Source organism: Pseudomonas sp. MYb118 (assembly GCF_040947875.1).
Lineage (GTDB): Bacteria > Pseudomonadota > Gammaproteobacteria > Pseudomonadales > Pseudomonadaceae > Aquipseudomonas.
The window spans coordinates 153259-156107 of the sequence record NZ_JBFRXN010000004.1; the positions used below are offsets into that span (position 1 = coordinate 153259).

Annotated in this window: 2 protein-coding genes; one reads left to right on the forward strand and one right to left on the reverse strand. The window is 63.1% G+C overall.

Going from position 1 to position 2849, the window contains the following annotated elements:
* Positions 1–589: 589 nt before the first annotated feature.
* Positions 590–1723 (reverse strand): cupin-like domain-containing protein, encoded by a 1134-nt coding sequence (locus ABVN20_RS26945; protein WP_368558839.1) that lies wholly within the window; start codon positions 1721–1723, stop codon positions 590–592.
* Positions 1724–1823: 100 nt separating this feature from the next.
* Between ABVN20_RS26945 and ABVN20_RS26950 the strand changes: the two genes are divergently transcribed.
* Positions 1824–2591, forward strand: a complete 768-nt coding sequence (locus ABVN20_RS26950; protein WP_368558840.1) for a thioesterase II family protein — start codon at positions 1824–1826, stop codon at positions 2589–2591.
* Positions 2592–2849: the final 258 nt, after the last annotated feature.

Consider the following 2849-nt stretch of genomic DNA (forward strand, 5'->3'; position numbering starts at 1 on the left):
ACCATCGCGAGCAAGCTCGCTCCTACAGAAACAGAGCCACGATTCCACAGGCGCCACAGATTGCCCCGTCGGAAGGCCGAGTGGAGGTTCTGCGCAGTGGGCAACCCGGCATGGATGCCGGGTTAGCCGCCCTCGGCCAAGGATGGCCGATGGCGGCGCGCCCACGGAGCAGGACCGGAGCGAGGGAACCCTGAGCGTCAGCGAAGGGCCGTACGTCAGGGGCCGGGCGTTTTGGTTACTTTGGCGCGACAAAGTAACCCGCCGTAAGGGCGGAACCTTAAGCGGCCATACCCGCAAAAATGGATATGTACACCGGAAGGCCGCCATCGCGAGCAAGCTCGCTCCTACAGAGCCCCAAAGTCACCCGCCGTAAAGGTGGAGCCCAAAGCGGCTGTGACCGCAGAAATGGATATGTACACCGTAAGGCCGCCATCGCGAGCAAGCTCGCTCCTACAGAGCCCCAAAGTCACTCGCCGTAAGGGCGGAACCGAAAGCGGCCGTTATCGCAGAAACAGATATGTACACCGGAAGGCCGCCATCGCGGGCAAGCCCGCTCCCACAGGTGTACACCAAAATATAAGGCCCCCAGCTACCACCCCCTCCCCGAATTCACCCAAAAATTCACCGACAACGAAGTCGACACCGACTCCACCTGGTGAAACCACCCCTCCGGCAAAAACAGCAGATCCCCAGCCTCCAGCGTCACCCGCAAAAAGGTCACTCCGGCCGCCTGCGGAAAGCGCTGATAATCCGGCGCATCCGGGTTGAAGTCGCAGCCGTCCAGCCCGCCTTGCGGTGCCGTCGACCAGGTGCCCAGGGCCTCGCGGTGGTGGGGCGCGGCGAGGGTGAAGGTTTTCTGGCCCCAGACCTGGGCGAACAGGTTGTCGGTGTCATCGCGGTGCAGCGGGGTCAGGGTGCCCTTGGGGCCGATCCAGATGCGTGGGGGGATGAACAATGAAGGGTCGAAGTAGGGCGGGTACTGGATCTGCTCCATCAACTGTGCCGGCAGAATGTTGTTGCCCATGTAGGCCGGCGGCTCGCCATCGGCGCTTTTGGCCGCCGGGGCATCGAGCGAGGCGATGAACTCGGCCATGGAGGTGGAGCGAAAGTCGCGTTCCGTGGAGAAGGTCTTCTTCACGTAGTCGCCGTGGCGGGTGATGCCTTGCAGCTGCGCAAAATGCACCAGCGATTCTTCGCGGCTGAGCTTGAACAGCGGCCAGTCGTGCAACGCATCGCTGATGATCACCGGGACGCCGTTGGGCAGGTAGCGGCTTTCGAATTCCTGCACCGACAAATCAGCGCGTGAGCGGCGCTCGACCGTGCGTTGGGTCGGCAGGCTGGCGGTGAGTTTTTCGCTGAAGCGTGGCGGGGTCGGGTAGCGTTTGTTCATGTCGACCTTTTCCGCCACCGCGCCGCCATAACGCGCGCTGTCGATGATCTGCGGCAGCATGGTCGCCAGGCCCATGTTGCCGCCGATTTTCAGGCGGCCGCTGGCGAACAGTTCTTCGACATTGGCCATGCCGCCCATGATGCCGAGAAAGTCCTCGTGCGCGACTTCGATGGTGACGTCGGGGCTGGCGTGGTGTCCGGCCTCGGTGCGGCTGCTGGCCCGGACCTCGGACCAGTAGGCCTGCCCGGGGCCGAAGACGAATTGGAAGACACCTTCGATGCCGACGGCGCCGGCATTGGCGAACAGTTTGCCCAGGATGATTTGCAGGTCCACGACGATCACTCTTCTTGGTTTGGGTCTGAACAGAGAACGAGCCGGTGTGGCGCAAATTTATCCGCGCGCCCGACTAATTTGCTGCGCCGACCATGCGTTCATGGATAAACACGACTTTGACAAGGTGAACGCGGTGACCAAGCTGACCCTGCTGTGCCTGCCATACTCGGGCGCCAGTGCGATGGTTTACAGCCGCTGGCGGCGCAAGGTGCCCCAGTGGCTGGATGTGCAACCGGTGGAGCTGCCGGGGCGCGGCGCCCGTTATGCCGAGCCGCTGCACGCCGACATGCGCACCCTGGCGCAGCAACTGGCGCACGAGCAAAAGCCACGGCTGACGGCGCCCTATGCGCTGTTCGGGCACAGCCTGGGCGCCTTGCTCGCCTGTGAAATGGCCCATGCCTTGCGCGCCCTCGGGTGCCCGGAGCCGGTAGCGCTGTTCGCCTCGGGCACGGCGGCGCCGACCATGCGTGCCGACTACGACCGCGGCTTTGCCGAGCCCAAGACCGATGCGCAGTTGATCGACCAGTTGCGCACGCTAAATGGCACCTCCGAAGAGGTGCTGGCCAACGCAGAGCTGATGAGCCTGACGCTGCCGATCCTGCGCGCCGATTTTCTCCTGTGCGGACGCTTCGAGCCGGTGCAGCGGCCCTTGCTCAAATGCCCGGTGCACGTGCTTGGCGGCAAGGCCGACAAGGCCAGCACCGAACAGCTGATCGGCTGGAGCAAGGAAACCCACGGCAGCTTCTCGGTGGACATGCTGGCCGGCGGGCACTTCTTCATCCATGAGCACGAGGCCAAGGTGCTGCGAGTGATCAAGGACCAACTGGACGTTCATCACCGCCGGCACGCGATGGCCGCAACGGCCTGACGTCACTCATTCCCCGGTACTTGTTCCTGCATGGGCAAACCTTGCAAATCAACTGTGGGAGCGAGCCTGCTCGCGATGAACCTGAGGCCGCCGCAGGGCACCCAGAAGCCCCGCGTCATCGTTGACGACCATCGCGAGCAGGCTCGCTCCCACACAAAGAACACCAGTCATCCCATTCTCTAATTTTTCCGGACTGCATTCGTTTTATAGGGACGACGCGCCTTTGTGCTTTCTGCCTACTGATCCGGATGCCAAGAA

Excerpts from the sequence above, each read along its gene's own strand:
- ABVN20_RS26950 (WP_368558840.1), top strand. The coding sequence starts at position 1,824 with ATGGATAAACACGACTTTGACAAGGTGAACGCGGTGACCAAGCTGACC.